We start from the raw sequence: 24,387 nt of genomic DNA, 5'->3' as shown, positions 1-24,387 counted from the left end.
ACTCCACCCTCGACGCCACGAATCACGGAAACCGCCGCCGGGTACTGTGCGGACTCGCCCGGAGCCCGCAAGCTGGAGAGGTGTCGTCTGTGCGTACGAGATCAGGATTCCGAGCCGGGCTGACCGCCGCGCTCGCCGCGGTGCTCGCCCTCGGCGCGGCCGGTTGTGACCCCTCCGTCACCGAACCGGACGCGCCACCGAGCGCCGCCGGGAACGTGAACCAGCAGCTCGGCGAGCTGACCGTGGCCGCCGCGGGGTCGATGAAGGGTTACAGCCGCTCCCGCTTCCCGCACTGGCGGGACACCGGCAAGAACTGCGACGTCCGGGACACCGTGTTGCAGCGCGACGGCGAGGGCATCAAGCTCTCCGGCTGCAACGTGGTCGGCGGGCGGTGGGAGAGCGTCTACGACGGGGTGGTGCTGACCGACCCCTCGGACGTGGACATCGACCACATCGTGCCGCTGGCCAACGCGTGGCGTTCCGGCGCGGACGAGTGGGAGGACTCGAAGCGCGGTGACTTCGCCAACGACCAGACCCGGCCGCAGCTCATCGCGGTTTCTCTGCGCTCCAACCGGGCAAAGGGTGACCAGGACCCGTCCCAGTGGAAGCCGGCGAACCGGTCGTACTGGTGCCAGTACGCGGCGGACTGGGTGACGGTCAAGCACTACTGGCGGCTGACGGTGACCAGTGCCGAGAAGGCCGCCCTCACCGACATGCTGGAGGGCTGCACATGGGCGAGCAAGCCGTGACCGGGGCGGGTGGCACACCGGCGCCGGAGAGGACACCGGACGCCACCGGCGAGGACGCCGCGGCGGCCGGTGACACCATCGCGACCGGCCCGGCCTCGGCCGGGATGACGGCTGACGGTCGGCAGCCGGAGCCCGCCGACGTCTCCGGTGCGGGCATGTCCGCCGACGCCGTGCCGGGCGCGCCGGCCGGGGGCGCCCCGGCCGGACCGGCCGCCCGGACGGCCGACATCACCGCCGGTCCGGGCGGGGTGATGACCGACGAGGTCGGCGTGGTGACCGGCGAGCTGACCCTGCGCACCGAGCACGCCGACGGCCGGGTGACGCTGCGGGTGCAGTACAAGGACGCCGACGAGTGGTACGCGGTGACCGGCGGCAGCGCCCCGCTGGCCGACCCGGCCGCGGTGGACGCGGTGCACACGATCGCGGTGGGCCTGCTCAACCGCCCCGAGGGCTGAGCCGGCGGCGCGTCCCCGTCCGGATCCGGGTGGGGACGCGCCGCCGCGCGCTCAGACGTACGAGCCGGGCTCGCTGGGCGCGGAGACCACGCCCGGCTCCTCGCCCTCGTCCTCGGGCCGGGTGATCGTCGCGGTCACCTCGTGCGGGCGCAGCTCGCCGGCGGCGATCTGCTCGGCCCAGTGGCAGGCCACCCGGCTCCCGCCGATCGGCCGCAGTTCGGGTCGTTCGTCGGCGCACCGGGTCGGCTGCGCCCAGGGGCAGCGGGTGTGGAACCGGCAGCCCGACGGCGGGTTGGCCGGCGACGGCAGGTCCCCGGCGAGCAGGATCCGCTCCCGCCGGTCCTCGACGTCCGGATCCGGGACCGGCACGGCCGACATCAGCGCCCGGGTGTACGGGTGCAGCGGCTCGGTGTAGAGCCGCTCGCTCGGTGCCTCCTCGACCAGCGCGCCCAGGTACATCACCCCGACCATGTCGGAGATGTGCCGCACCACGGCCAGGTCGTGCGCGATCACCAGGTAGGTCAGGCCGAGGTTCTCCTGGAGTTCGTCCAGCAGGTTGACCACCTGGGCCTGGATCGACACGTCCAGCGCGGAGACCGGTTCGTCGGCGACGATCAGCTCCGGCCCGAGGACCAGCGCCCGGGCGATGCCGATGCGCTGCCGCTGGCCGCCGGAGAACTCGTGCGGGTAGCGGGAGAGCGCCCACTTCGGCAGGCCCACCGCGTCCAGCGTCTCGCCGATGATCCGGCGCCGCTCGTCGCGGTCGGCGCCGATGCCGTGCGTCTGCAGGCCCTCGGTGAGGATCGACTCGACGTTCTGCCGGGGGTCCAGGCTGGACATCGGGTCCTGGAAGATCATCTGCATCCGGCGCCGCATCGACCGCAGCTTGCCGGCGGGCAGCGTGGTCAGCTCGACGCCGTCGAACGTCACCTCGCCGCCGGTCGGCGGGGTGAGCTGGAGCAGCGCCCGACCGAGCGTGGACTTGCCGCAGCCCGACTCGCCGACCAGGCCGTACGTCTTCCCGCGCGGAATGCTCAGGTCGACGCCGTCGACCGCCTTGACGTGCCCGACGGTCCGGTCGAACAGCAGCCCCCGGCGGATCGGGAAGTGCACCTTCAGGTCGCGGACCTCGACGAGGATCTCGTTGTCACTCATGGGGTGTCTCCTCCTCGCGCGCGGCCGGTCCGAAGCCCGGCACGGCCGGCGGGTCGGCGGGTTCGGCCTGGGCCGGCACCGCGCCGGGCGCGGCCTCGGTCGGCACGGTGGCCGCGACGTCCGCACCGGGGGTCAGGCCGGGCACCGGCACCGGGTTGACGCACCGGTAGCCACGCCCGTCGTGGGCGATCACCAGCTCCGGCGGCTCGCCCACGCAGTCGTCGACCCGGCGCGGGCAGCGCGGGGCGAACGCGCAGCCGTCCGGCCAGGGCAGCAGGTCGCGTACCGAGCCGGGGATGGGGTTCAGCCGTTCGCCCCGGCCGGCGTCCAGGCGGGGCACGGAAGCGAGCAGACCCTCGGTGTACGGGTGCCGGGGCTGGCGGAACAGCGGACGGCGGGTGGCCGTCTCCACCACCCGGCCGGCGTAGAGCACGTTGACGGTGTCGCACATGCCGGCCACCACGCCGAGGTCGTGTGTGATCATCACGAGCGCGGTGCCCGAGTCGCGGACCAGGTCCTTGAGCAGTTCCAGGATCTGCGCCTGGATGGTGACGTCCAGCGCGGTGGTCGGCTCGTCGGCGATCAGCAGCCGGGGCTGGCAGGCGACCGCCATGGCGATCAACGCGCGCTGCCGCATGCCGCCGGAGAGCTGGTGCGGATACTCCTTGAGCCGGCGGCGCGGGTCCGGGATGCCGACCCGGTCGAGCAGGTCGGCGGCCTCCCTGGTGGCGGCCTCGCCCTTCATCCCCCGGTGCCGGGTGAGCACCTCGGTCACCTGGAGCCCGATCGGGATGACCGGGTTCAGCGAGGAGAGCGGGTCCTGGAAGATCATCGCGACGTCCCGGCCGCGGATGTCGCGGCGGGACCGGTCGTCGAGCTGGATCAGGTCGGTGCCGTCGAAGACCGCCTTGCCGCCGACCCGCAGGCCCGGCTGCTTGGGCAGCAGGCCCATGATGGCCAGCGACGTGACGCTCTTGCCGCAGCCGGACTCACCGACCAGGCCGACCACCTCACCGGCGTCGACCGAGAAGGACACCCCGTCCACCGCGTGCACGGTGCGCTGCCCGCGCCGGGCGAACGTGACGGAGAGGTCGTCCACTTCGAGCAGTGCCATGACTGACTGACCTACTTCCGCAGCTTCGGGTCGAGGGCCTCGCGCATCGCCTCACCGAGCAGGGTGAATCCGAGCGCGGTGATGATGATGCCGAGCGCCGGATAGACCGCCAGCCCGGGGCGGATGCCCAGGTAGGGCTGCGCGTCGGCGAGCATGACGCCCCACTCCGGAATGGCCGAGTCGGGGTTGCCGAGGCCGAGGAAGGACAGCGCGGCCGCCTCGATGATCGCGGTGGCCAACGTCAGGGTGGCCTGCACGATGACCGGGGCGATCGAGTTCGGCACCACGTGGGTGAGGGCGATCTTCGACCGCTTCACCCCCAGCGACGTCGCGGCCAGCACGTAGTCGCTGTTGGCCTGGGCGATCATCGAGCCGCGCAGCAGCCGGGCGAAGATCGGCACCGACACCACGCCGACCGCGATCATCACGGTGGTCAGGCTGGCGCCGAGCAGCGCCGCGATGCTCACCGCGAGGAGCAGGCTCGGCATGGCCAGCAGCATGTCGATGAAGCGCATCAGGGTGGTGTCGATCCAGCGTCCCCAACGCCCGCCGAGGCCGGCCGCGGCGCCGGCGACGCCACCGATGAACGCGCCGACCGCGAGGCCGATCAGGGTGGAGACCACGCCGACCAGCAGCGTCTGCCGGGCGCCGACGATCAGCCGGCTGAACTCGTCCCGACCCTGGTGGTCGAAGCCGAGCCAGTGGTCGGCGGAGGCACCCGGGATGATGCCCTGGCCGGACTTGACCAGCCCCTCGCGGATGCCGATGGAGTCCGTCGGGCTGTACGGGACGAGGAACGGACCGACGACGGCGACCAGCACGAAGAGCGCCAGGATCACCACGCCGATGACGGCGGCCGGGTTGCGCCGGAGCCGGCGGAACGCCTCCTTCCAGAGGCTCACCCCCTGCTCGTCGTCGCGGGCGGCCAGTTCGGCGAGCCGGTCGATCTTCTCGCGCTTCTTGCCTGTGGTGATGGTCATCGCACCCTCACCCTCGGGTCGATCACGCTGTAGGAGAGGTCGACCAGGAGATTCACCAGCACGTACACCACCGCAATGATCATGATGAAGCCCATCAGCACCGGATAGTCCCGCTGGCTGATCGACTCCGCGACGAACGCGCCGATGCCGCTGAACGCGAACACGGTCTCGGTGAGCACCGCGCCGGAGAGCAGGAGACCGGTCTGCAGACCGATCGAGGTGGCCACCGGCAGCATGGCGTTGCGCAGCACGTGCCGGCGGCGGACGGTCCGCTCGGTCAGACCCTTGGCCTCGGCGGTCCGCACGAAGTCCTCGTTGAGCACCTCCAGCACGCTGGCCCGGGTGATCCGGACGATGATCGCGAGCGGGATGCTGGCGAGCGCGATGCCCGGCAGCACGAGGTGCCAGAGCGCGTCGGCGGCGGCGTCCCACTCGCGGGTCATCAGCCCGTCGAGGACGAAGAAGTTGGTGACCCGGGTCGCCCCGATGGTCGGGTCCTGCCGGCCGCTGGACGGGAACCAGCCCAGGTTCTCCGCGAAGATCGCCTTGAGCACGTACGCCAGGAAGAAGACCGGGATGCAGATGCCGATCAGCGATCCGCCGACGGAGGCGTGGTCGAGGAACCGGCCGCGCCGGCGGGCGGCCAGGTAGCCGAGCGGGATGCCGATGCCGACCGCGAGGATCATGGCCATGATCGTCAGCTCGACGGTGCCGGGGAACCGCTCCACGAACTCCGTGGTGACCGCTCGCTTCGTACCGGTCGAGGTGCCCAGGTCGAGCCGGATCATCCGCCGCAGGAAGCGGGCGTACTGGACCAGGATCGGCTCGTCGAGGCCGAGGTTGCGCCGGATGGCGGCGCGCGTCTCGGGCGTGCCCCGTTCACCGAGGATCGCGGTCTCGGGCCCGCCGGGAAGTCGGTGGAGCCAGATGAACAGCAGGACGGAGAGCCCGAACAGCGTGGGTATCAGCTGTAGCAGGCGTCTGACGATGAACCGGAACACGGGCGCCTCGGAGGGGGTGCGGAGGGGTGCGGGCGGGCGCTGTGGTCACAGCGCCCGCCCGCGTCAGTGCCTTCAGATCACTTGAACTCTGCGGTCGCGTACCGCTCGTCGGTGAGCGGGCTCGCCTTGATCCCGGTCACGTCCTTGCCGAACACGATCGCCGGCGGGGAGTGCGAGATCGGCACACCCGGCAGGAAGTCCATGATCGCCTTGTTGAGGGCCTTGTACTTCTCCGTCCGAGCAGTCGCGTCGGCGGTGGTGTCGGCGTCCTTGAACTGGGCGAAGAGCGCGGGGTTGTTGAAGCCCCACTCGTCCTTCGGCCGGTCGAAGAAGGTGCCGATGAAGTTGTACGCGTCGCCGTAGTCACCGGTCCAGCCGAGGAAGTGCAGGTCGTGCTTGCTGCCGGAGGTGGTGGCGTTGAGGTAGTCCGGGCTCCACTTGAGCGGGATGGCCTGGACGTTGATGCCGACCGCCTTGAGGTCCGCCGAGAGCAGCTCGAAGATGTCCTTCGGGTTCGGCATGTACGGCCGGGTGACCTCGGTCGGGTAGTGGAACTTCAGCGTCAGGTTCGTCGCGCCGGCCTCGGCCAGCAGCTGCTTGGCCTTCTCCGGGTTGTAGTCGTACTTGGTGACGTCGCCGTTCCAGCCCTCGACGGTGTCCGGGAAGAAGTTCATCGCGACCTTGGCGCCCGGGGGCAGCTTCGAGTCGACGAGCGCCTGCCGGTTCAACGCGTACGCGATGGCCTGCCGGACCTTGATGTCGGCCAGCTTCGGGTTCCCCTTCTGGTTGATCGCCAGGTAGAGGATGTTGAAGGCCGGGCGGGTGAGGACGTTGAAGCCCTCCTTCTTCAGCGGCTCCACGTCCGCCGGACCAACCAGGTCGTAGCCCTGGATGTCACCCGAGCGGAGCGCCTGCTTGCGGGCGTTCTCGTCGGAGATGGTCTTGAAGATGATGGTCTTCAGCTTGGCCTTGTCGCCGTAGTAGTCGTCGTTGCGCTCGATGGTGAGCGTCTTGTTGGCGACGTCCCACGCCTTGAACTTGAACGGCCCGGTGCCGGTCGGGTGCTCCATCGCGTACGACGGGTACTTGATGTCCTCGGCCGTGCCGGTGACGTTGCTGGCGTCGTACTGCTCCAGCGCCTTCGGGCTCTGCATCGAGAACGACGGCAGCATCAACGCGGCCGGGATCTTGCTGGAGACCCGGGTGAACGCCAGGTCCACGGTGGTGGCGTCCTTGGCGGTGCAGGACTTGAAGAGGCTCGGCGGCAGGTCCGGGTTCTCGTTCTTGGCGAACCCGCCCATGACGTCCTGCCAGTACGCGGTCACGTCCGGGCTCTGCATGAGGCCCTTGGCGTTGTACCAGCGGTTGAAGTTGTAGCAGACGGCTTCCGCGTTGAAGTCGGAGCCGTCGTGGAACTTGACGCCCGAGCGGAGCTTGAAGGTCCAGGTCGTGCCCGCCGCGTCCGGGGTCCAGGACTCGGCGAGGCCCGGCGTCACCTTGGTGCCACCCTCCTCGGGGCGGACCAGGGTCTCGAAGACCTGGCGGGCCACGCGCAGCGACTCACCGTCGCTGGCGAAGCTGGGGTCGAGCACCTTCGGGTCTCCGGCGACGCCGAAGACGAGGGTGTCCTTCTTGCTACCTCCGGAGCCACTGTCGCGGTCGCTCTCGGCGCAGCCTGCTACCGCGAGGGCCGCGACCGCGACGGCCGCGATCGCGACCTTCGGCCTGGGTGCACGCATGGTGCTTCACCTCGTCCTTGGGGGTACGGACAACGTGGTGACAGGGGTCACCGATGTGCGGTGACCTTAGCCCCAGGGCGGAGCATGCGGAAACGCCAGGGGGGCGGGTTGGTATCGGATCGTGTCTTTTCCGCAGCGAGGCATTCGATTCGAAGGGGATCGCTGCCGTTCACCTAATGTTCGTCGGCCGAAGAGCCGAATTTGTTACGTCGATCCGGTCCCGGAGGCTCGTACCTGTCAGATCGACGAACGTCGGAGATCCGGTCCGGAGACACCGCCGGCGGGCACCCCGCAGGGCACCCGCCGGAGGCGACACGACGGTTTTCAGACCGCCCGGCGGCCCTCGAAGGCACGACCCAGCGTGATCTCGTCGGCGTACTCCAGGTCGCCGCCGACCGGCAGGCCACTGGCCAGCCGGGTGACCGCGATCCCCATCGGCTTGACCATCAGCGCCAGGTAGGTCGCCGTCGCCTCGCCCTCGGTGTTCGGGTCCGTGGCGAGGATCAGCTCGCGGACCGCGCCGCTGCCGAGACGGGTCATCAGCTCACGGATCCGCAGGTTGTCCGGGCCGATGCCCTCCAGCGGATTGATCGCGCCGCCGAGCACGTGGTAGCGGCCGCGGAACTCGCCGGTCCGCTCGATCGCCACCACGTCCTTCGGCTCCTCGACCACGCAGAGCACCTCGTCGGTGCGCCGGGGGTCGCGGCAGATCCGGCACTGCTCGGACTCGGCCACGTTGTAGCAGGTCGTGCAGAACCGGACGAGGTCCTTGACCTTGCGCAGCGCGCCGGCCAGCCGGTTGACGTCGGCCGGATCCGCCGACAGCACGTGGAACGCGATCCGCTGGGCGCTCTTCGGGCCCACGCCCGGCAACCGGCCCAACTCGTCGATCAGGTCCTGGATGGCACCCTCGTACATCTGCCGGCTCAGAACCCGGGCAGGCCGAGGCCGCCCATCCCACCCGCGACCGGGCCCATCTTCTTCTCGGTCAGCTCGCGGGCCGCCTCGGCGGCGTTGTGCACGGCCGCGACGACCAGGTCCTCCAGGGTCTCCACGTCCTCCGGGTCGACCGCCTTCGGGTCGATCTTGATCGCCTTCAGCTCACCGGTGCCGGCGACGGTGGCGGTGACCAGGCCACCGCCCGCGGTGCCCTCCAGCTCCGCCTCGGCCAACTCGGCCTGGGCCTTGGCGATCTGCTGCTGCATCTTCTGCGCCTGCTTCAGCATCTGCTGCATGTTCGGCTGTCCACCTGGGCGCACGGACCGCTCCTTCTCGCACTCGTCTGCTCGGCCGCGCCCAGCCTAGTCGGGCTACGGCACCGCTCCTCCGGGTCGACCCGCGCTCAGCGCGCGTCCACCTCGTTGATCTTCTCGGCCCCGAACGTCTCGCGCAGCAGCTGCACCGCCTGCTCCTCGCTGGACTGCCGGGCGGTCCGCTCGTCGATCACCTCGTCCAGCGGCTCGTCGCCCGGGTCGAAGCCCTCGTACGCCGGTGCCGCGGCCGCCGGCGCCCGACCACCCCGGACCGGCCCGTCGAAGTCCGGGTCGTAGGGCGGCTCACCGGCCCACTCCGCGTCCGCGGTCTTCCGCGCCGGCTGCGCGGCCCGCGTCCCCTTGCCGGGCCCACCGCCGGCCGCCGCGGCCGCCGCGGCCGCGCGGGCCGCCGCGATGGCGCTGTTCTTCGGCCCACCGCCGCCCGCCGGCGCCGCCGGGGGCGCGGCCGGCTTCGGTACGGCCGGAGCGGCGGTCGCGGTCGCCGTCACCCCGCCCGGACGGGCCGCCGCCGGCCAGTCCTCCCCGTCGGCGGCGGGCGTCGCGGCGGGGGTACGCACCGGACCGGTGGCGCCACCGGGGCGCACCGGCTCCGGCCAGTCCTCCTCGTCGTCCTGTTTCCCAGCGGCCGGCGCACCCGCCGACGCCCGGGTCGACCCGCCGGCCGGCGCGGCGCCGGCGCCGGCGCGGCCGCCGCCCGGACCCGCCGGTCCACCGGGGCGGTTGCCGTGGTCGTCGGCGCGGTTGCCGTGCGCGGACCGGGTGCCCGAGTCACCGGTCGAGCCGGCCGGTGCGGCCCCGCCCGGCCCGGACGCCGAACGCGCGGCCCCGCCGTTTCCGGAGTCCGGACGGCCGCCGGCACCGTCGGGCCCACCGGAGTCGGGGCGCCCACCGGCACCGTGCGGTCCATCGGATTCGGGGCGCCCACCGGCACCGTGCGGTCCATCGGATTCGGGACGTCCACCGGCACCGTGCGGGCCACCGGAGCCCGGACGCCCGTCGGCGGCATCCGGCGTCCCGGAGTCGGGGCGCCGGCGGGCGGCGTCATCCGGACCGGAGGTGGCGGGGGCCGGGACGGCCTCGGCGGGGTTGCGGCTCGCGCCGGACGGGCGGGACGGGCCGCCCAGCGAGGACGCGCCCCGCTCGCCGGCCACCTCGCACCGGATCTGCCAGCGACCGCCCAACTCCTCGTAGAGCGCGTCGGTGAGCACGGCGGCGTGGTCGGCCATCATCTTCGCCAGCACCGTCGACTTCACGGTCAGCACCAGCGTGTCGCCGTCCAGGTCACGCACCACCGCGTCACGCATCAGCGCGGCGATCCGCTTGTTGCTCCGGTTGACCTTGCCGACCACCTCCGGCCAGACCCGGCGCACCGCGACCGCGTCCAGCGCGCCGGGGTTCGCCGCGCCCGGGCGGGGCGGCTCGGGGGTGGCCGGGTCGGGCATCACCGCCGAGGGCGGCACGGGGCGGCGGGCCGGGGCGGCCGGGGCACCGGCCGTCGGGCCACCGGATGCGGCATCGGCAGCCGGGGCACCCGCTGCGGCACTGGAGTCGCCGGGCGCGGCACCGGAGGCGCCGGGGAGGCCATCGCCCGCGGCGGCACCACGGGTGGAGCCGGCGGCCAGGGCGGCAGCGCGGGCGGCGGCCGCGCCGGTCGGGGCGTCGGCAGCCGCCGGCGTGCCGGCGGTCTCCGGGTGGACCGCGGCGGCAGCCGCGCCCGGGGCGGGCGTCGCCGGGCGTACCTCAGGGGTTCCGGTGGCGTGCGCGGCGGCCGGCTCGGCGCCGCCCAGGGTGAGCCGGCGCTCCATCCGCTCCAGGCGCTGGAGCAGGCCGCCGGACGAGTCGTCGACGCCGGGCAGGAGCATCCGGGCGCAGATCAGCTCCAGCAGCAGCCGGGGCGCGGTGGTGCCGCGCATCTCGACCAGACCGTTGTGCACGATGTCGGCGCAGCGGGACAGCGTGGCCGGACCGAGCCGTTGGGCCTGCGCGGCCATCCGCTCGATCTGGTCGGCCGGGCCGTCGATGAGGCCCTTGGCGGCGGCGTCCGGCACCTGCTGGAGCACGATCAGGTCGCGCAGCCGCTCCAGCAGGTCGGTGGCGAACCGGCGCGAGTCGTGGCCGGCCTCGGCGACCCGGTCGACGGTGGCGTACGCGGCCGCGCCGTCCCCGGCGGCGAGCGCGTCGCACATCTCGTCGATCAGCGCGGAGTCGGTGACGCCGAGCAGGGCGGCGGCCCGGGCGTAGCCGACCCCCTCCGGACCGGCACCGGCGATGAGCTGGTCGAGCACGGAGAGGCTGTCCCGCATGCTGCCGCCACCGGCGCGCACCACCAGGGGGAAGACCGCCGGCTCGACGGTCACCCCCTCCGCCTCGCAGAGCTGCTCCAGGTAGGGCCGGACCACCTTCGGCGGGTAGAGCCGGAACGGGTAGTGGTGCGTCCGCGACCTGATCGTGCCGAGGACCTTCTCCGGCTCGGTGGTGGCGAAGATGAACTTGACGTATTCCGGCGGCTCCTCGACCAGCTTGAGCAGGGCGTTGAAGCCGGCCGACGAGACCATGTGCGCCTCGTCGATGATGTAGATCTTGAAGCGGCTGCGGGCCGGCGCGAAGAACGCCTTCTCGCGCAGCTCGCGGGCGTCGTCGACACCGCCGTGGCTGGCCGCGTCGATCTCGATGACGTCGATCGACCCGCCGCCGTCGGGGGCCAGCCCGCGGCACGAGTCGCACTGCCCGCACGGCTCGGGGGTGGGGCCCTGCTCACAGTTGAGCGAGCGGGCCAGGATCCGGGCGCTGGAGGTCTTGCCGCAGCCGCGGGGGCCGGAGAAGAGATACGCGTGGTTGAGCCGGCCGCTGCGCAACGCCTGGGACAGCGGCTCGGTGACCTGCTCCTGGCCGATCATCTCGGCGAAGGTGCGCGGCCGGTACTTGCGGTAAAGGGCCAGTGCCACCCGTCCCGCCTCCTCTCGACCGAGCCATTCTGCGCCGGTCGGCCCCGGGTGACCACCCACCACCCCGTGACTCGACCCGAGGCGACGTTACCGGGACCCGGAGACAGAAAGGCCTCCCGTGCACCCGGCAGAGCTCGCTTATCCTTGCTGCCTTCCGGCCCTGGGGAGGTTCACGAGATACCGCCGCACGGGAGGTGGGACCAGCCTACCCGACGCCGTGTGGATCTTCCGGGAGGGTGGGGTGGCCCGCCGTCGGGGGACCTGTATCCTGGCTCGCGGAGGATTCGCCTAGAGGCCTAGGGCGCACGCTTGGAAAGCGTGTTGGGTTCACACCCTCACGAGTTCGAATCTCGTATCCTCCGCCGTCGACGAAGGGCCGGCACCTCGGGTGCCGGCCCTTCGTCGTTCCCGCCGCCATGATGCCGCCCGGCCCGCCGACCAGCGACCCTTGACCGGTTCACAAGGCTTCCCGTTCGACAAGTGTTCGACTGGGCATTGACAAAGTTAACCGGTTAAGAAGACCATCGTTGATATCTTCGCCGGGTCGACCGCCGGAAGGGCAACCGACGGTCCGGCCCGTCCGGGCGGCGAGGACTCCCCGCACCCACCACCCGTACGGGAGTTCCTCATGATCCAGCGCACCCGCACGCGGGCGTGCCTGGCCGGGGCGGCGGCAGCCGTCACCGCGCTGGCCACCGCCCTCGTCACCACGCCACCCGCCCGGGCCGCCGCCGGGGCCTGCTCGGTGACCTGGCAGGTCACCAACGTCTGGGGCGGCGGCGCGACCACGAACGTCTCGATCACCAACACCAGCGGCGCCGCCGTCAACGGCTGGACGCTGGGCTGGGCGTTCCCCGGCAACCAGGTGATCGGCGACATGTGGAACGCGACCAAGACGCAGTCCGGCGCGAACGCCACCGCCACGAATGTCTCCTACAACGCGAGCGTCCCGGCCGGCGGCACGGTCAGCTTCGGCTTCAACGTCACCTACACCGGCGCGAACCCGGCCCCGACCGCGTTCACGCTCAACGGCGCGGCCTGCGGCGACACCGCGCCGCCGAGCCCGAGCCCGACGGGAAGCCCGAGCCCCACCGACACCCCGGGACCGGACCCGACCACCGTCCCCACCGGCAACCTCGCCCTGAACCGGCCGGTCACCGCCTCGTCGACGGAGAGCCCGAACGCCGCCGGGCAGGCGGTCGACGGCAACGGCGGCACCCGCTGGTCCAGCCTCTACGCCGACCCGCAGTGGATCCAGGTCGACCTGGGCGCCACGTACCCGATCACCACGGTGCGGCTGCGCTGGGAGGCGGCGTACGGCAGGGCGTACCAGATCCAGACCTCGACGGACGGCGCCACCTGGACCCCGGTGTTCAGCACCACGACGGGCGACGGCGGCACCGACGACGTCACGCCCGCCGGGGCCAGCGGCCGGTACGTCCGGATGGCCGGCACCGCACGCGGCACCGCCTGGGGCTACTCGCTCTACGAGTTCGAGGTCTACGCGGTGAAGCCGCCCGCCCCGCCCGGCCCGGACTGCGGCCAGGCGCCCGCCGACCCGCAGGCGAACTCCAAGGCCCGCAACCTGATCTGCTACCTGCGGACGCACACCTACGTCAGCGGCCAGACCGACCTGCCGGACGCGGACCGGGTGCAGCAGCTGACCGGCCGCTACCCGGCGATGGTGGCGTTCGACTTCATGGAGTACACCCGAGGCAGCATCCAGACCCAGCAGGTCATCGACTGGGCGAAGGCGCGCAACGGCATCGTCGCGTTCCAGTGGCACTGGTACTGCCCGCGCGGCGGCAACTACTCCGCGCCCTGCGACTTCCAGCCCGACCTGAACAACCCGTCGTCCAAGCTCTACCAGGACATCGACCTGGTGGTCCGCGAGCTGAAGAAGATGGGTGACGCCGGGGTGCCGGTGCTGTTCCGCCCACTGCACGAGGCGAACAACAACTACATGTGGTGGGCGAAGAAGGGTCAGGACGCCTACAAGCAGCTCTGGCGGCTGATCTACCAGCGGGCCCAGCTCGCCGGCGCGCACAACATCGTCTGGGTGTTCAACGGCATGGCCAGCGGCCAGGGCACCTCGCTGGCGTCCTGGTACCCGGGCGACGGCTACGCCGACCTGGTCACCTCCGACTACTTCCAGAGCGCCTCCGACTTCGCCACCACCAAGGCGGTCAGCGGCGCCAAGACCACCGGTGTGGCGGAGACGTTCAGCCCGCTCAACCCGAACTCCGACCCGGCGTGGCCGTACTTCGTGGTCTGGGCCTCGCGTGACTGGAACGGCAGCGGCAAGGACGTGGCCGGGCTGTGGCGCACGGCGATGGCCAACCCGAGGACCATCTCCATCGACCAGCTCCCCGACATGTCCGCGTGGTGACGACCTGATCGTCAGGGGGCCGGCCCGTCGAGGGTCCGGCCCCCTGCTCGGGTACGTGGCGTGACGTCAGCCGCCGATGTGGCGGAGGACGGCCAGGACCCGGCGGTTGTCGCCTTCCGAGGACGGCAGCCCGAGCTTGGCGAAGATGTTCGCCACGTGCTTCTCCACCACGCCGGGGGTGATGACGAGCGCCGCCGCGATCCCGGCGTTGGAGCGCCCCTCGGCCATCAGCGAGAGCACCTCCCGTTCGCGCGGGGTCAGCGACGCCAGCCCGGCGGTGTCCCGCCCGGCCCGCATCAGGTGGCCGACCACCTCCGGGTCCAGCGCGGTGCCGCCGGACGCCACCCGGGTCAACGCGTCCACGAAGTCGGCGACGTCGGCGACGCGGTCCTTGAGCAGGTATCCGACGCCGGTCGGCCGGTCGGCGAGCAGGCGGGTCGCATAGCGCGTCTCCACGTACTGCGAGAACACCAGCACGCCGACCCGGGGATGGTCGCGCCGCACGTCGATCGCGGCACGCAGCCCCTCGTCGGTGTGCGTCGGCGGCATCCGGATGTCGACCACCGCCACGTCCGGTTCGAAGGTGGCGACCGCGGACCGCAGCGTGTCCGCGTCGGCCACCGCCGCGCACACCTCGAAACCGCGGTCGGCGAGCAGCTGGACCAGTCCCTCGCGCATCATCGCGGCGTCCTCCGCGATCACCACCCGCATGCCGTCGCCTCCGTTCACGCGTGGGTGGGCAGGTCGATCTCGACCCGGGTGGGTCCGCCGGCCGGGCTGTGCACGCGCATCCGGCCGTCCACGACCCCGATGCGACGGGTCAGGCCGGTCAGGCCGGGGCCGTCCGGGTCCGCCCCGCCCACGCCGTCGTCGACCACGGTCAGGCTCAGGCGCTCGCCGGAGCCGGCGACGGCGAGCCCGACCCGGGCCGCCCGGCTGTGCTTGGCCGCGTTCGCGAGCAGTTCGGCGGCACAGAAGTAGGCGATGGTCTCGATCGCGGGCGCGGGGCGCTCGGGCAGGTCGACGCTCATCTCGACCGGGACGGCGCTGCCCGTGGCGAGCGTCGCCAGCGCGTCGCCGAGACCGTTGTCGAGCACCGGCGGGTGGATCCCGCGTACCAGGTCGCGCAGGTCGGTGAGCGCGTCCTTCGCGCCGCGGTGGGCCAGCGCGACCAGCTCCCGGGCCTGCGCCAGGTCGGGGGGTGGGCCGTCGGCGCCGAGCTTCTCGGTCGCCATGCCGAGGTTCATCGCCAGCGTGGCCAGCCGGACCTGCGCGCCGTCGTGCAGGTCGCGTTCCAGCCGGCGCATCATCGTGGCCGCGTCGTCGATCGCGCGGGCCCGGCTGGCCTGGAGTTCGCGTACCCGCTCGGCGAGCCGGCGCGGGCCGAGCAGCCACCGCATCGCGGCCACGTCCACCGCCGTGCCGGCCCGCATCAGCCAGGGCGCGACGAGCAGCATGGCGAGGCCTGCGGCGGCGATGAGGAACGAGCCGGCGAACGTGCGCGCACCCAGGGGACCGAACGGGGTCAGCGCCCACACCGGCCCGAGCCGGGTGCCGGGCGGGTGGTTGCGGAACAGCGGCCACCACAGCGGGTAGCTGAGGTTGACCGGGCCGACCAGATAGCAGAACGCCCCGTACCCCTGGGGGATGGCCAGGGGCACCTTGAGCAGGCCGTATCCGACGGCGCGCCAGCCGGGCCCGTCGGCGATCAGAGCGCCGATCCGGTTCGAGGGGCGGGGCGGTGGGGCGTCCACCCGCGCGTCGAGCAGCCGGTACGCGAGCCGTCGGTGCATGCCTCCCACCGCGCGCCCGATCGGGGCGGCCAGCACGACCAGGAGCGCGACGGTGAGCGGGAACAGGACCAGGAACAGCGGCGCGACCGTGGGCGCGGGCTGCTGGGACGTGCCGCCGGTCGCCCAGAGGACGAGGGCGCCCAGGCCCGGCACCAGCGCCGGCGCGGCCAGGATCGCGACCGCGCTGACCACGCCGATCACGCAGAACACCGCGTGGCGCAGCGCCAGCGTGGTGAACGGGGCGCGCAGCGCGGTCATCGGCCCATTGTCGCCTCTCACGAGTCGCGCCGGCGGAGCAGAACACCGCCGCAGAGGATCGCCACCGCCGCGTAGCCACCCATCACCAGCACACTGACCCACCCCGCGAACAGTCCGGGTGTCGGCGAGGTGACCGCGACCGAGTTGAGCAGCATCAGCAGCGGCACGAACCTGCCGACCGCTATGCCGTTCTCGCCGAACAGCCCGACCGCGAACGACGGCACGAAGACCAGGCCGAACAGTACGCCGATCGCCGCGCCGGAGTGCCGGACGACCGCACCGACACCGACCCCGATCAGCGCGGTGGCCGCCAAGTAGCCGCCAGTCAGCACGACCGCGCGCAGGATGTCGGGGTCGCTGAGCGGGGCGCCGGGGATGGCGGTGCCGCGGATGGCGAGTTGCCCGCCCAGATAGCCGGCGAAGCTGGCGGTGAGGCCGACGGCGAGAGCGGCGCCGCCGGACACCGCGGCCTTCGCGGCCAGCACGGTCCGACGCCGGGGTACGGCGGCGAACGTCGAACGGATCTGCCCGGTGCCGTATTCACCGGTGACCGTCAGCACGCCGAGCGCGCCGAGGAGGAGTTGGGCGAGAATCGCCCCGCTCAGGCTGTTGTTCAGGATCTGGGCGGCGGTGGCGACCGGGGTGTGCGACCGGTAGCCGACTCCCACCCCGATCCCGGTCGCGGCCATCGCCACGACGGTCACCGCCGCCAGCCACCACGTGGACCGGACGCTGCGCAGCTTGACCCATTCCATCCGGGCCACGTGCCGGAATCCGTAGCCGGTCATGACACCTCCGTTCCGCGGTAGTCGGTGGTCTGCGAGGTGAGCCGGAGGAACGCGTCCTCCAGGTTGTCGTGCCCGGCCTCGAGGGCGGCGACGGTGGTCTCGGCCAGCAGCCGGCCCTGGCCGATGACCACCAACCGGTCCGCGGTCAGTGCCATCTCGGCGATCAGGTGACTGGACACGAACACCGTCCGGCCCTCGGCGGCGAGCCCGCGCAGCAGGTCCCGGATCCACCGGATGCCCTCCGGGTCCAGGCCGTTGACCGGTTCGTCGAGCAGCAGCACACCCGGGTCGCCGAGCAGGGCCACCGCCACGCCCAGCCGCTGGCGCATACCGAGCGAGTACGTCCCGGTGCGCCGCGCCGCCGCGTCGGACAGACCGACCGTGCGGAGCACCCGCTCGACCCGGGAGCCGGGGATGTCGTTGCTCGCGGCCAGCGCGGCCAGGTGTGCCCGGCCGCTACGGCCGGGGTGGAACGCCCCGGCGTCGAGCAGCGCGCCGACGGTCCGCAGCGGCCAGGTCAGGTCCGGGTACCGGACGCCGCCGATCAACGCCTCGCCGTGGTCCGCGGCGTCCAGGCCGAGGATCATGCGCATCGTCGTCGACTTGCCGGAGCCGTTCGGGCCGAGGAAGCCGGTGACGACCCCCGGCCGAACCTGGACGGTCAGCCCGTCCACGGCGACCCGGCCCCCGTAGCGCTTGGTCAACTCACGTAGTTCGATCACATGATCGACGCTAGGCAGCGCCGTCGGTCGCCAGAAGGCGGAAACCATCCGACTCCGTCCGGGGGTTTTCCGCCCCCCGTCCCCGGTAACGTCTCGGGACACACGGGAGGAGGCGTCGTACACATGTTCTATCCACAGGCTGTGGATGCCGAGGGGATCGGATGAGCTATCAGCTCAGCGCCGTGGTCGCCGACGTCGAGCTGCTCCGCGAGCGGACCGCCGACCTGGACCACGCGGTGCTCGCCGCGCTCCGCCAGGACTTCGCGCTGCTGCCGGTCACTCCGCAGCTGGTCGAGGAGCTGACCGGCCGGCTGCCGGACTTCGCCGCCGACGACCCGTGCGCCGAACGCCCGTTCCGGCTGGTCCTCTCGCCCGCGCTGGCGGAGCTGCTGGCCGACTGGTCGAACAACGGGCCGGTGGCCTACCTGGAGGCGGAGTTCGCCGGCGGGCTCGGCCACCAGTCCGCGGTGGTCTGGCTGGGCGGCGACGTGAGCTGGGGGCCGCGCTATGACCAGGCGCTGGACCGGCCGCGCGCCGAGTGGCCGATCAACACGGCGCTGGCCCGGCTGGGCGCCGAGCCGGGCTCGTGGATCGACCCGTTCGCCGAGCTGGGCCTGCACCTGGAGCGCGACACCGAGGGCTGGCTGGCGCACGGCCGGCGTGGGCTGTCCGCCGACTACTGGGACGAGCTGGCCGACGAGTGGGAACTGCGCCAATCCGACCCGCACCAGCAACCTCGACGCCCCGGTCCCGTTGTGGACTGGGGGATTGCATGAAAATACGACAATTCGGCTTTATTGCCGCACTGACCGCTGCCGCGTCCATCGCCGGCAGCGGTGTCCATCCACAGTGGCCGGCGCGGCCGGTCGGGGCCGCCGAGGTGGTCAGCCTCGACGGCCTGCGCAACGCGGAGTTCGGCGACACCGAGGAGGACCTCACCCGGCGCGGGCTGCTGCACACCGACGAGGAGGCCTGCGGGCCCACGCTGACCGGGCTCGGCTCGGCCAGCCCGATCTTCGTCGACGACCGGCTCGTCCTGCTCTGGCTCGACGACCCGATGAGCACACCGGAGGGGATCAGTGCCGGCACACCGGTCGCCGACGTCCGGTCCGCGTACCCCGGCGCCACCGCGCTGCCGGCGCCGCCCGGCAGCCACCGCTTCGCCGGACTGCTCGCCCGCGACGGCGATCGCGCGTACCTGTTCCTGCACGACGGCGTCACGGTCCGAAAGATCATCGCCGGGTACGCGGACTGGGCGCGCCGCCTCTTCGACGAGGGCTACGGCCCGTGCTGATCGACCCGTCGCGGCGGCCTGACAAGACGATTGTCCACCATCGACCACCGTGGAATCATCTCCTCGCTCGCGCAGATCGCGCGGCACTTACGGGGGAGTGAACCGTGCGTACAACCATGTCCGATCCATGGTGGAGGCGACTGGCGAGGTGGTCCGCCGCAGCCGCCCTGGGCGCCGCCGCGGCGGGCCTGCTGGCCGGCCCCGCCACCGCCGCCCCGACCACCGATCCCTCGCCGCGACCGACGACGACCGAGCAGCCGCGTCCGGCGGCCGTGCCGTCGGCGGCGGCATCCACCGCCCCGACGGCTCCCGCCCCGGCGGCTCCCGCCCCGACCTCCGCGAAGTCTGCGGCGGTCGCCAGCACGGCCGCCACCTGCGGTGGGCAGCTCCCGCTGGGCAAGGTGAAGAACTGCGCGTCGATCACCGGCGCCGCGAAGCACACCTGGACGGTCACCTCGACGGTCGACCAGGACACCCTGTTCGTCCGGCTCCGACATGTCTCAGGCGACGGTGTCGGCGGGCAGGTCCACGGACCCGACGGCGCCCACGCCTGTTTCGTCGGCCCGTACCTGAACGACTGCCGGCTCGGCGCGGCGGGCACCTACACGATCACGGTGGAGCTCGACTACGGCACCGGCCAGGGCGCCTACTCGCTGTCGGCGGAGTCGATGCGCGCGCCCTCCACCTGCGCCACGCTCTCCGAGAGCTTCTTCTCCTTCGCGTCGGCCGGACGCAGCGGCACACTGCCCGCCGGCCTGGCCGCCCGCTGCTTCACGTTCACGCAGCCCACCAGCACGGTCCTGCACCTGGCCGACCCGGGCGGCGCCGAGGACATCCAGGGCAACATCCTGGACGGGCAGTTCCAACCCATCTGCACGGTGCGCTACCCCACCGAGTGCACGCTCGGCGAGCCCGGGCCGTACCGGCTCTTCCTGGAGGAAACCTACGGCGCCAAGGCCGCCTACACCCTGAAGATGCCCCGGATCTCGCGGTCGGTCGGCTGCCCGGCCCTGCCCCTGACCACCTTCGGTGACCCGGGCTCGGCGCTCGGCAACGGCACCGTGCCGCCGAACCAGGGAGTCGGCTGCCAGAAGCTGCGGGTCACCACCCCGGGCCCGCTGCTCGTCCGGATCGAGCAGTACGCGAACCAGTACCTCGACTGGCGGGTGTACGACGACGCCGGCCGGGTGGTGTGCACGGAGTACGACTCCTGGCGTTCCTGCGCGGCATCGACCGCCGGCTCCTACACCCTGCTCATGCAGAACTGGAACTGGGAACCGGTCACGTACCGGGTGGCGGTGGCACGACTCGACCGGGTCGAGGGCTGCGCCGCCCCGGCCACTGTCGCCTGGGACCAGCCGACCCTGACGGTGCACCAGACCTCGGCCGTGCAGACCAACTGCCAGCCCTTCCACGGCGAGGCCGGCGAACGGGTCATGGTCTACCGGGCCCCGGACCGCTACAACGACCTCTACTCCTGGCTCGTCGACGAGCAGGGTGCCGCGCTGTGCACCGAGTGGTCGGAGGAGGACGGCTGCCTCCTGCCGTCGACCGGCACCTACCGGGTCATCTCCTACCTCGCGCGGTGGGAGCCGGAGGACACCGACCTGACCTACCGGCTCCAGATCCGCGACCTCAGCGACGCGACCGGCTGCCCGACGGTCACGCCCGGGGCGTACAACGCCGCGCCGGCCGGCGCGCTCGGCGGTGGCCGCTGCCGCGTCCTGGACCTGCCCGAGGGCACCTTCCGGGTCAAGGCGGTCGGCGAGGACAACTACCGGCAGTACGCGACCGTCTACGACGACGCCGGGCACAAGGTGTGCACGGACGAGTGGTGCAGGGTTCCCGCCGCCGGGCGGTACACCCTGGTGCTCAGCGGCGGCGCGGTCGAATCGGTGATCGACGACGGCCTGCGCTACCAGCTCGCGGTGCTGCCGTGGATGCCGTCGGACTGCCGGGCGGTGTCCGACACCGGTTGGCAGGACGCGCCGGTGCGCGGCCGGCTGAGCACCCCGGCCCAGTTCGACTGCCTCCAGCTGAGCAGCCCCGCCGGCGCGCTTCTCACCGGACTGTTCCCGGGCGACGCCACCGGGGCCGGCTGGCCCGAGATGACGGTGATCGACGCCACCGGCGCCTCGGTCTGCGACCAGTACTCGTTGCGGCAATACCACTGCGAGCTGACCGGCCAGGCGCCGTTCCGCGTCGTGCTCAACTCGGGCAACGGCGTCGCGGACGGGCCGTACGCCCTCGCGTTCGCCCGCACCGACGGCCCGCCGGCCTGCCCGGAGCTGCCGGCCGGCGCGACGGGCGCCACGGTGACCACGGGTGCGGACCGGTTCGGGGTGTGCCTGTCGATCCCGGCCGACGCCCGCGCGGCCACGGAGTCGATCACCTGGAAGCGCACCGGCGGGACCGGTGACGCGCGCCTGTCGGTCTTCGACTCGGCCGGCCGGCGCTACTGCGGGCCGAGCGGCTACGCCGTCGAGCGGACGATCTCCTGCACGCTGCCCGCCGGCCCGGTCACGGTGGTCCTGGAGGCGGACGCGGTCGACGCCACCTACCAGCTCACCCACCGGGACGCGAGCACGCCGGCGAGCTGACCGGCAACCGGAACGGGAAACGCCCGGTCGATCCTCACGGATCGACCGGGCGTTCTCGCATTTCACGAGCGGTGGCGGCGGGATTTGAACCCGCGGAGGGCGTAAACCCTCACACGCTTTCGAGGTCTGCGACCATGCGTCCGCTCCTGTTTGGCGCATACCGTGATCAGCTTCCACGCCAGTCGAAGGCCGTTAACGAACGTCGTCGTATGACCGTGAATGAGACCGCAGCCCGCAGTCGACTCGGCTCCGGCGGCACCGGAGTCCGACGCGCCGCAGTAGACGAGCAGGCGCACCAGTGTCGACTGTGGTGGTATGGTCGGGTGTCGATAGTTCGCTGACGGGAGCACGACGCGCCGGCCGAGGTCCTTGACCTCCGCGCCGACGAGGTTGAACCGGGTGAGTCCCGGGACGCCGTACGCCGTGTGACTGTTGGCGCGCTCCGCACGTAGAGCCCATGCCGTGGGTGGCTTGTGCGGGACCCCGGTCGGTAGGCAGTCCCTCCACCGAAGGTGATCGCGCACATTCGATCCGCGCGGTTCGCCGTGCGGATCCAAAGCGCACGGAGATCATCAGTATGAGCACCACGTCTCGCGTCCCGGCCACCCAGCCTGCGTTCCTGCCTCCGGGCTCACCGCCGGCCGATCAGTGGAATCCGCTGGCAGATGAGCAGCTCCTGGACGGTTCCCCTAACAACCTGACGACTCCTGACGCCGAGATTGAGGAGGCCAACGGGGAGTCGATGCCGTCGACGGCGGAGTTGACGGTCATGGCGGACCGGATCAAGAAGATGACCTGGCACCAGTTCGGTGCGATCCGCGACGAGGCCATCGCGCGGGGTCTCCCGGCCCGCGTGGCAACCAACCTGGCTTGGTTGGCTGCCGACCCGACCAAGGTACTAACGGCCCTGAAAGCACCAGACTCCGAGATCCTCGGCAAGGTGCTGTGCGAGACGATCAGCGTCGCGACGATGACCGCAGCCGTGTTTCGGGCGCCGGAGAACGTCCGCATGGAGCAGGAGCGGTACGACAGCGACTTCGCGCTGAGCCGTTACGTGTCGTCCGACGACAACAGCTCGCTGGTGTTCTCGCACACTGGCCCGAACGACACTGAGGCGACTGCGGACTTCTACGCCCAGATGGCGAAGATCGACCGGCATGTTGAGTCGGTCAATTCTTACCGCGCGGACATCGTGACCAACGGTATCCGCGTGGGCGGCACCCTGTTTCCCCTCCTGGTCAAGGTGCCGGGAGTTGCGACCTTCGGCGCGTTCGAGACGGCTGATTGCTATGGCCGGGTCTTGTTCGCGCAGCAGGGAGCTGCCGAAGCCGTGGGGCGAGCACCGGAGGGCACTCTCCAGGACACCATCAGCGTTCTGACGAATACGCCGACGACTGGTGTCGAGTTCGGCGGTCACCCGATGAAGAAGGCCCGGGACCGCATCCTCGCCGTCGCTGGCAAGGTGCGGGAGGGGAAGGACATCACCCGGGACGAGGCCCGGGTGCTGACCACGGCCGTCATGCCGAGCACGCGGATCGTGCTTTCCGTTCGTGGTGACGTGCCTCTTGATGAGGTCCGGCGGCGGTTCGTCGCGCAGCAACACATGGAGCCGCCCACTCCCTTCACGGTGTCAACGGAGCGCCAGGCACGCGGTGTCGCTGTGCTGACAGTGCTGGAGTCGAAGCAGCGTCTCCCGCGGGTTCCGGGGATTCCCCAGAGTGTGATCAGCGAGATCCTGAACAATCCGAAGGCGGCCATCGCGGCCGGCATCGCCCACCCGGATGACGTCGGCGTGCTGGCCGCTGCGGCGCTGCTGCCTACCCAGAACACGGTCAACTGGAGGCTCACCAGGGAGGCGCTGGAGACGAGGGGTGTCATCACGAAGAACAACACCCGGTCTCTGGTTGCGGCAGAGGTCGCGACTCGCGCAGTCGCGAGCACGGACAGAAAGCAGGGGCGCCAGTCTTCGCTGGAGAGGTCGCTGCGTCTCGCTGGCTTGCGGGGAGTCTGCCCCCGCAGTATCGGCGGCGGCGCTGCGGAGCTGCAGCACTTGCTCGACGAGGCGCTCGGCGAGTTCGAGTTGGCGGACGAGGCGCGCGCTCGCGGCGAAAGGACGTCCATGGGGGCGGCCATGAAGGAGCTCGCGGTACGGGCGGCTTACTGGGCGACGTGCGCGCCGAACCGCCCCATTATCTTCGATCGGACGGCGGTAGGGAGTAGGGGTGAAGGCGCTCAGGCCGGTGACATGCTGGAGCCGAACCAGGTGCTCGAGAGGCTCTTGCGGTCGACCTGGGGTATTCACCAGCTGACGCAGATCATCGCCGACGGCCGCAGCGGCATCGAAGTTCGGGAGGTTCCCCAGCACGGGTTGTCCAGCGTCGGCATCGAGTCCGCCGTCGCCGCAGGCCGAGAGGTCGACCCCGAGGATCAGCTGTCTGAGGTCCTCACGCCGCAGGCGATTCGGCGCCGAGCCGGCCAGCCTTCGAGCCCTCGGGACCTGTCCGCGAGCGCGCGAATGGCCGCGCTCTCGGAACGGCTGCACACCCTCGTTCAGCAGGTCGCTACAACGGTGTCGGACATGGCGAAGATCGCCGATAAGGGCGCGGAGCCGTACGTCAACCTGAACGGTTGGCCCGACCGTCTGGACACCCTTGAGGTGCTGGGCGAGCCGTACGACGACTTGATCTACTGGAAGAAGTTCGCCGACCGACGTGCTAAGGCCAACGCCGCTCTGGCCGAGGGCAATGTTGGCGGGGCCGCCGAGTGAGCCGCCCGAGGGTACGACTGACCCTGCCCCGCGCCGCGCATCTTCACGACCTGCTCGACGGGCGTGGTCTGGGCTTGGGACATCCGGCCGTGGACAACCCGGTCGGATTGCAGGTGCTGCACAGCGGGCCATCACTCCAGCCGATCCCGCGGGTCATAACCCAACAGATCTGGAGTGGTGAGCGCGCTGGCGTCTACATCATCACTACCGGCGAAGGGGACGTCCTCTACGTAGGTAGCGTCCACAGGACGACGAGCACTCTCGCCGGCCGGCTCAGCGAGCACTTCCGCCACCGGCCCCAACGACACGGTAGGTGGACGCACATCGCGCTACTGCGGCTGCCGCCACACACGAGTCGCATCGA

General features: G+C 71.7%; 19 protein-coding genes, 1 tRNA gene and 1 other RNA gene. 8 read left to right on the top strand and 13 right to left on the bottom strand.

Translation table 11 applies throughout. The features are described from left to right. Nucleotides 1-89 precede the first annotated feature (89 nt). Both GA0070622_RS03495 and GA0070622_RS03490 read left to right on the top strand, forming a co-directional pair. Nucleotides 90-749, top strand: a complete 660-nt coding sequence (locus GA0070622_RS03495; RefSeq protein ID WP_091568442.1) for an HNH endonuclease family protein — start codon at nucleotides 90-92, stop codon at nucleotides 747-749. Then, nucleotides 731-1,204: a hypothetical protein gene (locus GA0070622_RS03490; RefSeq protein WP_091568437.1), complete on the top strand. Its 474-nt coding sequence runs from the start codon at nucleotides 731-733 to the stop codon at nucleotides 1,202-1,204. The genes GA0070622_RS03495 and GA0070622_RS03490 overlap by 19 nt, the downstream gene beginning before the upstream one ends. A 51-nt stretch (nucleotides 1,205-1,255) precedes the next feature. On the opposite strand, the gene GA0070622_RS03485 is transcribed toward GA0070622_RS03490, so the two are convergent. The 9 genes from GA0070622_RS03485 to ffs all read right to left on the bottom strand — a co-directional run bounded on the left by GA0070622_RS03485 (nucleotide 1,256) and on the right by ffs (nucleotide 11,609). After that, on the bottom strand, nucleotides 1,256-2,359 hold the full coding sequence (locus tag GA0070622_RS03485; RefSeq protein WP_091568434.1) for an ABC transporter ATP-binding protein: 1,104 nt from the start codon (nucleotides 2,357-2,359) through the stop codon (nucleotides 1,256-1,258). Further along, nucleotides 2,352-3,473 (bottom strand): ABC transporter ATP-binding protein, encoded by a 1,122-nt coding sequence (locus GA0070622_RS03480; RefSeq protein WP_091568430.1) that lies wholly within the window; start codon nucleotides 3,471-3,473, stop codon nucleotides 2,352-2,354. Before GA0070622_RS03480 ends, GA0070622_RS03485 begins: the two co-directional genes overlap by 8 nt. Before the next feature lie 11 nt (nucleotides 3,474-3,484). Continuing rightward, a complete protein-coding gene (locus GA0070622_RS03475) occupies nucleotides 3,485-4,453 on the bottom strand; it encodes an ABC transporter permease (RefSeq protein ID WP_091568427.1) in 969 nt (322 codons plus the stop codon). Beyond that, a complete protein-coding gene (locus GA0070622_RS03470; protein ID WP_091568422.1) occupies nucleotides 4,450-5,454 on the bottom strand; it encodes an ABC transporter permease in 1,005 nt (334 codons plus the stop codon). Before GA0070622_RS03470 ends, GA0070622_RS03475 begins: the two co-directional genes overlap by 4 nt. A 77-nt stretch (nucleotides 5,455-5,531) precedes the next feature. Then, nucleotides 5,532-7,193, bottom strand: a complete 1,662-nt coding sequence (locus GA0070622_RS03465; protein WP_091568418.1) for an ABC transporter substrate-binding protein — start codon at nucleotides 7,191-7,193, stop codon at nucleotides 5,532-5,534. Between the two features lie 324 nt (nucleotides 7,194-7,517). Then, nucleotides 7,518-8,111 (bottom strand): recombination mediator RecR, encoded by a 594-nt coding sequence (recR, locus tag GA0070622_RS03460; protein WP_091568414.1) that lies wholly within the window; start codon nucleotides 8,109-8,111, stop codon nucleotides 7,518-7,520. Nucleotides 8,112-8,119: 8 nt separating this feature from the next. After that, the gene (locus GA0070622_RS03455; protein WP_216642399.1) at nucleotides 8,120-8,428 is read right to left on the bottom strand and encodes a YbaB/EbfC family nucleoid-associated protein; all 309 of its coding nucleotides are present in this window, start codon (nucleotides 8,426-8,428) and stop codon (nucleotides 8,120-8,122) included. A 107-nt stretch (nucleotides 8,429-8,535) separates the two neighbouring features. Then, entirely contained in the window at nucleotides 8,536-11,412 is a 2,877-nt protein-coding gene (locus tag GA0070622_RS03450; RefSeq protein WP_091568406.1) for a DNA polymerase III subunit gamma and tau, read from the bottom strand. Between the two features lie 107 nt (nucleotides 11,413-11,519). Further along, an RNA gene (gene ffs, locus GA0070622_RS03445) (signal recognition particle sRNA small type) lies at nucleotides 11,520-11,609 on the bottom strand. Between the two features lie 80 nt (nucleotides 11,610-11,689). Here ffs and GA0070622_RS03440 point away from each other — a divergent pair. Both GA0070622_RS03440 and GA0070622_RS03435 read left to right on the top strand, forming a co-directional pair. After that, nucleotides 11,690-11,774 (top strand) — tRNA-Ser (locus tag GA0070622_RS03440). A gap of 266 nt (nucleotides 11,775-12,040) precedes the next feature. Next, nucleotides 12,041-13,801, top strand: coding sequence for a glycosyl hydrolase (locus GA0070622_RS03435; protein WP_091568401.1), 1,761 nt, complete (start codon nucleotides 12,041-12,043; stop codon nucleotides 13,799-13,801). 66 nt (nucleotides 13,802-13,867) lie between these two features. On the opposite strand, the gene GA0070622_RS03430 is transcribed toward GA0070622_RS03435, so the two are convergent. From GA0070622_RS03430 to GA0070622_RS03415, 4 genes are read right to left on the bottom strand one after another with little or no spacing between them, the layout of a single operon-like run. Next, nucleotides 13,868-14,512 (bottom strand): response regulator transcription factor, encoded by a 645-nt coding sequence (locus GA0070622_RS03430; protein WP_091576831.1) that lies wholly within the window; start codon nucleotides 14,510-14,512, stop codon nucleotides 13,868-13,870. A 14-nt stretch (nucleotides 14,513-14,526) separates the two neighbouring features. Further along, complete coding sequence (locus GA0070622_RS03425; RefSeq protein ID WP_091568396.1) at nucleotides 14,527-15,852, bottom strand: sensor histidine kinase; 1,326 nt, start codon at nucleotides 15,850-15,852, stop codon at nucleotides 14,527-14,529. A 17-nt stretch (nucleotides 15,853-15,869) separates the two neighbouring features. Continuing rightward, a complete protein-coding gene (locus GA0070622_RS03420) occupies nucleotides 15,870-16,640 on the bottom strand; it encodes an ABC-2 transporter permease (protein WP_091568392.1) in 771 nt (256 codons plus the stop codon). Next, entirely contained in the window at nucleotides 16,637-17,362 is a 726-nt protein-coding gene (locus GA0070622_RS03415) for an ABC transporter ATP-binding protein (RefSeq protein WP_091568388.1), read from the bottom strand. Before GA0070622_RS03415 ends, GA0070622_RS03420 begins: the two co-directional genes overlap by 4 nt. Nucleotides 17,363-17,523: 161 nt before the next feature. On the opposite strand from GA0070622_RS03415, the gene GA0070622_RS03410 reads away from it, so the two are divergent. The 4 genes from GA0070622_RS03410 (at nucleotide 17,524) to GA0070622_RS03395 (ending at nucleotide 24,023) form a co-directional block, all read left to right on the top strand. After that, nucleotides 17,524-18,138: a hypothetical protein gene (locus GA0070622_RS03410; protein ID WP_091568385.1), complete on the top strand. Its 615-nt coding sequence runs from the start codon at nucleotides 17,524-17,526 to the stop codon at nucleotides 18,136-18,138. Then, nucleotides 18,135-18,656 (top strand): hypothetical protein, encoded by a 522-nt coding sequence (locus tag GA0070622_RS03405; protein WP_091568381.1) that lies wholly within the window; start codon nucleotides 18,135-18,137, stop codon nucleotides 18,654-18,656. Before GA0070622_RS03410 ends, GA0070622_RS03405 begins: the two co-directional genes overlap by 4 nt. Nucleotides 18,657-18,772: 116 nt before the next feature. Beyond that, the gene (locus tag GA0070622_RS03400; RefSeq protein WP_091568378.1) at nucleotides 18,773-21,256 is read left to right on the top strand and encodes a hypothetical protein; all 2,484 of its coding nucleotides are present in this window, start codon (nucleotides 18,773-18,775) and stop codon (nucleotides 21,254-21,256) included. A 577-nt stretch (nucleotides 21,257-21,833) separates the two neighbouring features. Further along, nucleotides 21,834-24,023: a hypothetical protein gene (locus tag GA0070622_RS03395; RefSeq protein WP_091568376.1), complete on the top strand. Its 2,190-nt coding sequence runs from the start codon at nucleotides 21,834-21,836 to the stop codon at nucleotides 24,021-24,023. Nucleotides 24,024-24,387 lie beyond the last annotated feature (364 nt).

The sequence above is a fragment of the Micromonospora sediminicola genome (genome assembly GCF_900089585.1).
GTDB classification, from domain to species: Bacteria; Actinomycetota; Actinomycetes; order Mycobacteriales; family Micromonosporaceae; genus Micromonospora; species Micromonospora sediminicola.
The sequence above is the reverse complement of the archived record's forward strand: the minus strand, read 5'-3'. Positions and strand labels throughout refer to the sequence as shown.